At 73.1% G+C, this 4081-nt stretch carries 5 protein-coding genes, 1 pseudogene and 1 riboswitch; of the genes and pseudogenes, 3 read left to right on the top strand and 3 right to left on the bottom strand.

The features are described 5' to 3' along the window. Positions 1-69 precede the first annotated feature (69 nt). Positions 70-360: a hypothetical protein gene (locus BKI49_RS34435; RefSeq protein WP_095938240.1), complete on the bottom strand. Its 291-nt coding sequence runs from the start codon at positions 358-360 to the stop codon at positions 70-72. 170 nt (positions 361-530) lie between these two features. On the opposite strand from BKI49_RS34435, the gene BKI49_RS34430 reads away from it, so the two are divergent. Continuing rightward, the gene (locus BKI49_RS34430) at positions 531-896 is read left to right on the top strand and encodes a nuclear transport factor 2 family protein (RefSeq protein WP_095938239.1); all 366 of its coding nucleotides are present in this window, start codon (positions 531-533) and stop codon (positions 894-896) included. A gap of 341 nt (positions 897-1237) precedes the next feature. Continuing rightward, positions 1238-1324, top strand: a riboswitch (ZMP/ZTP riboswitch). A 24-nt stretch (positions 1325-1348) separates the two neighbouring features. Continuing rightward, positions 1349-2197: a bifunctional 5,10-methylenetetrahydrofolate dehydrogenase/5,10-methenyltetrahydrofolate cyclohydrolase gene (locus tag BKI49_RS34425; protein ID WP_095938238.1), complete on the top strand. Its 849-nt coding sequence runs from the start codon at positions 1349-1351 to the stop codon at positions 2195-2197. 9 nt (positions 2198-2206) lie between these two features. On the opposite strand, the gene BKI49_RS34420 is transcribed toward BKI49_RS34425, so the two are convergent. Both BKI49_RS34420 and BKI49_RS34415 read right to left on the bottom strand, forming a co-directional pair. Next, positions 2207-3232, bottom strand: coding sequence for a CU044_5270 family protein (locus tag BKI49_RS34420; RefSeq protein WP_095938237.1), 1026 nt, complete (start codon positions 3230-3232; stop codon positions 2207-2209). After that, entirely contained in the window at positions 3225-3791 is a 567-nt protein-coding gene (locus BKI49_RS34415; RefSeq protein ID WP_095938236.1) for an RNA polymerase sigma factor, read from the bottom strand. The genes BKI49_RS34420 and BKI49_RS34415 overlap by 8 nt, the downstream gene beginning before the upstream one ends. A 105-nt stretch (positions 3792-3896) precedes the next feature. Here BKI49_RS34415 and BKI49_RS34410 point away from each other — a divergent pair. Next, positions 3897-4081: pseudogene (locus BKI49_RS34410) on the top strand (cytochrome ubiquinol oxidase subunit I); the annotation flags it as partial.

Genomic DNA, 4081 nt, shown 5'->3' with positions numbered 1-4081 from the left:
GCCCCGGCCCTCGGTGCTCGTACGGGCCGCCCCTCGGTGCTCGTCAGGGGCAGGCCCTCCCCTCTAGCCCTACATGGCCGGAACGACACCCATGACGGGCGCGGCGAGGTCGGTCACCTGGTGCAGCTGGTTCAGGTCGTTCAGCCGGTTGAGGCCCGCGAGCTGGCGGGACGGCAGCGGCATGGCGGCCCGCTGCTCGGCGGGGACGGTGCTCAGGGCGAGGGAGTCGAGTTCGGCGACGGGGTTCAGCTTTCCCGCGTCCGCGGCCTCGGAGCCCGCCGCGCTCGCCATCGGCGCGGCGAGTCCGGTGACTCCGACGGCGAGACCAATGGCGGCGACCATACGTCGTGTTGAGATCATGCTTCCTGCAACGGCGCCGGTCCCCCGCGGACACGGCCGTCACGCTCCGCTCACCCGAGAGGCTCATCGGAGCGGCTGCGCTTGCCGAGGACCGTGCGGCGGAGGAGTCTCGGAGATGAGGCCCTTCGCGACCCGCTCCTCGACGGGCCGCGGCCTTCAAGGAGGTCATCATGGGCACCTCGCTAGGCCCCGCCTTCGACACCGAAGCGCTGCGCCGAGCCATTGAAGGACACAGTGCGACGGATCTGCTGTCGCTCTACGCGGACGACGCGGAAGTGCGCATCGTCGACCGCAACACCCAGCCCAGCCACCCGATGGTGAAACACGGTCGCGGCGAGATCGCCGAGATGCTCGACGACGTCTACAGCCGGGACATGACCCACAAGCTGGAGGAGTGCGTGGTCCAGGGCAACCACGTCGCCTTCTCCGAGTCCTGCGAGTACGCGGACGGCGTGAAGGTGCTGAGCACGTCGATGATGTCGCTGCGTGACGGCAAGATCGTCGACCAGACGCTGCTCCAGGCATGGGACGAGTAGAAAGGCACTGGCCGAAGGTCCAGATCACATCGCGTCTGACCTGGACCTTCTCGGCGCGTGTGGGGATGGGCCGGTCGCGCCCGCGCCCCGCTCGGCTGCCGCGACCCGTCTCCGCGGCAGGTCTGCGACTGTCCGCCTCGCTGCTGGGCTCAGCGCTGCGCGCGGCCCGGTCCCGCCCTCGTCCTCCGGCACCGCGTGCCGTTCGAAGGCTGCCCCTCCGGCGCCGGTGAGCCGCACCCGTACCCGGCGCCGGCCGCCCGCCTCGTGGCCACGGGTACGAGCCCCCCTCCTCCAGCGGGCCGAACCGGCCGCGGGCGGGTCACCCACAGGAGCTACCCTGGTCGGCGGGCCGTGACTGGCGCTGAGGTGGAGTACCACCGGGGAGCGGCCTGACGAACGGGTCTCTGCCGCGCGCCTGGGCGATCGTCAGCAGCGCTCAGGAGGAGCAGCTCATGTCCCAGGCCCAGCTCATGGACGGCACGGCCCTCGCGCGCCGGATCGTCGAGGACACCGCGAAGCGCGCCGCCGACCTGAAGGACCGCACGGGTGCCGCGCCGTGTCTGGCGACGGTGCTCGTCGGCGAGGACCCCGCCTCTGTCACCTACGTGCGCATGAAGCAGAACCGCTGCCGCAAGGCGGGGATCGAGTCCCGGCACGTCGCCCTGCCGGCCGCCACGACGACAGCCGAACTGGTCGGCACGCTCCGCGCGCTCTCCGAGGACCCCACCGTGCACGGCATCCTGCTCCAGCACCCCGTCGGACCGCACATCGACGAGCGGGCGGCGTTCGAGGCCATCGACCCCCGCAAGGACGTCGACGGCGTGACGCTGAGCTCGTACTCGGCGATGAGCTTCGGTCTGCCCGGCTTCGTGTCCTGCACACCCGGCGGCATCATGCGGCTCCTCGACGAGTACGACGTCGACCCGGCGGGCAAGCGGGCGGTCGTGGTGGGCCGCAGCGCGATCCTGGGCAAGCCGGTCGGCATGCTCCTCCTCGGACGGGACGCCACGGTGACGTACTGCCACTCGCGCACGAAGGACCTGTCGTCGGTCGTGCGCGAGGCGGACATCGTGGTGGCCGCGGTGGGCCGGCCCCGGCTGATCCGCGGCGAGGACGTCAAGCCGGGTGCCGTCGTGATCGACGCGGGGTACAACCCGGGCAACGTGGGAGACGTCGACTTCGACACGGCCGTCACGCGGGCCGGGCTGATCACGCCCGTGCCGGGCGGCGTCGGCCCGATGACCATCGCGGTCCTGCTGGAGCAGACCGTGGCGGCGGCCGAACGACGGCCGGGTGTCTGACCGGCACGGTCAGCGCATCCAGGCGCGGTAGGAGAGCACGTCCCCGGACTTCACCCCGAACTCGGGGTCGTCCCGGGTGACGGTCTCCTCCAGGCCGAGGACGGCGCCGGTGGCCGGGTCGAGCACCAGCATCCGCCGGACGGAGTGCGCCCGGTCGTCGTACACGTACGCCTGTCCCCCGCGGCCCAGCCGGTCGGTGACCGCACCGGCCGGGCGCAGGCCCTCCGCGTCGGCGAGGATCCGGACCAGCGCGGCGTTCTCCCGGGTGCCGAGCGTCCAGTTGTCCAGCAGTCCGGCGACGGCGTCGAGGAGTCCCGGGGCGTCCAGGGGGCCGGTGCGGTCGATCTCGTCCAGGTAGGCGCGCAGCCGTACGGCGTCGTGCGGCGGCCGGGCGACGGGCGGGGCGTCGCTCCAACTCGGCGGATACGTCCGCCTGCTGAGGACGTGCCCGTCCTCGACGGTGCGGGGCACGGGGTCGGCGTCCGTGACGACCGGCTTTCCCGGGCGGCGCGGGTCGGTGGCCACGACGAGTTCCGTGTGGCTGCCGTCGGCCTTCCAGCGGACGAGGCGTTCCTCGGGCAGGGTGACGGGCGGCCGGGAGCCGGGGCCGGACGTCATGGCGAGGCTCCAGGTCTGGAGATGGGTGCCCTGGACCAGCCGGAGGGTGTCGCCGGCGGCCGCCGCGCGGCCGGCGATCCGGTCGAGCGGCACGGGGGCGGAGCCGGCCTCGACGACCAGCGGGCGCGGTGCGGCCACGGCGGGCACGGTGGCCGAGCCCGAGAACATGAGCGTGAGGGTGAGGACGACCACGCAGGTCGCCGCCACGGAGCCGAGGCCCCAGGTCCAGCGGCGCAGGTGCCGGGGGCGCGGCCGGCGTTCGCCGCCGTGCGGGAGGCGGTCGAGCCGGCGTTCGCCGCCGTGCAGCAACAGGTCGAGCCGGCGTTCGGCGTGCTGGTCGAGCGGGCGGTCGCCGAAGCGGGGGTCGGCGGACGGGACCGGGTTGGCGCGGCGCAGGAGTTCGAGTTCGTCAGCCATGGCCGGGCTCCTTCGGGATGTCGCGGCGGGGCGTTGCGGCGCCGGTGGCCACGGGGGTGATCTGCAGACGGTCGATCTCGGCTCTGAGCCGGCGGCGGGCACGGTGCAGGCGCATCGCGGCGGCGCGGCTGCCGCAGCCGAGGACGACGGCGACCTCGTCGACGGCGAGTTCCTCCCAGGCCGTGAGGCGCAGTACTTCCTGGTCGGCCGGGGAGAGCCGGGCCAGGGCCTCGTGCACCCAGTCGCCCGGCGTGTCGGAGCCGGGGCCGGCCACCACCTGGGTGCCGTGCGCGCTCTCGTCGTTGCCGAGCCGGTCGAGCAGCCTGCGGCGGCGTCCGTATCCGCGTACCGCGTTGGCCAGGCAGCGGCGCGCCACCCCGTACAGCCAGGGAAGAGGAGAGGGCGGCAGGTCGGACCGGCGCCGCCAGGCGACGGTGAAGACCTCCGCCACCACCTCCTCGACATCACTGCCACGGCCGTCCAGTCGCCTCGCCACGTAGCGGCTGACCGCCCAGTAGTGCTCGCGATAGGCAGCGGCGAAGGTCTCGTCGTTGCTCATGATCCGTCTGTGTCCGGCAGGTGGGCGAGCGTCACACCCTTCGGTGTGACGCTCGTCGCGTCGCTCCATTGTGACGGCGCGGCGAGGGCCGGACACAGGCGGGGCATGGAGAGCAACACGGTGACGGCGCCGCCCGCATCCGCAGGCCCGCGCGCACGGCGTCCGGGACGGGCCGCGGTGAAGTGGCTGACGTCCACGGACCACAAGACGATCGGCACGCTGTATCTCGTGACGTCGTTCGCGCTGTTCTGCGTCGGTGGTGTCATGGCGCTGCTGATGCGCGCCGAACT

This window comes from Streptomyces sp. Tue6028, from assembly GCF_002300165.1.
Classification (GTDB): Bacteria; Actinomycetota; Actinomycetes; order Streptomycetales; family Streptomycetaceae; genus Streptomyces; species Streptomyces siamensis.
This window is presented reverse-complemented; position numbering and strand designations above follow the sequence as displayed.

Excerpts from the sequence above, each read along its gene's own strand:
- BKI49_RS34435 (WP_095938240.1), bottom strand. The coding sequence starts at position 360 with ATGATCTCAACACGACGTATGGTCGCCGCCATTGGTCTCGCCGTCGGA.
- BKI49_RS34430 (WP_095938239.1), top strand. The coding sequence starts at position 531 with ATGGGCACCTCGCTAGGCCCCGCCTTCGACACCGAAGCGCTGCGCCGA.
- BKI49_RS34425 (WP_095938238.1), top strand. The coding sequence starts at position 1,349 with ATGTCCCAGGCCCAGCTCATGGACGGCACGGCCCTCGCGCGCCGGATC.
- BKI49_RS34420 (WP_095938237.1), bottom strand. The coding sequence starts at position 3,232 with ATGGCTGACGAACTCGAACTCCTGCGCCGCGCCAACCCGGTCCCGTCC.
- BKI49_RS34415 (WP_095938236.1), bottom strand. The coding sequence starts at position 3,791 with ATGAGCAACGACGAGACCTTCGCCGCTGCCTATCGCGAGCACTACTGG.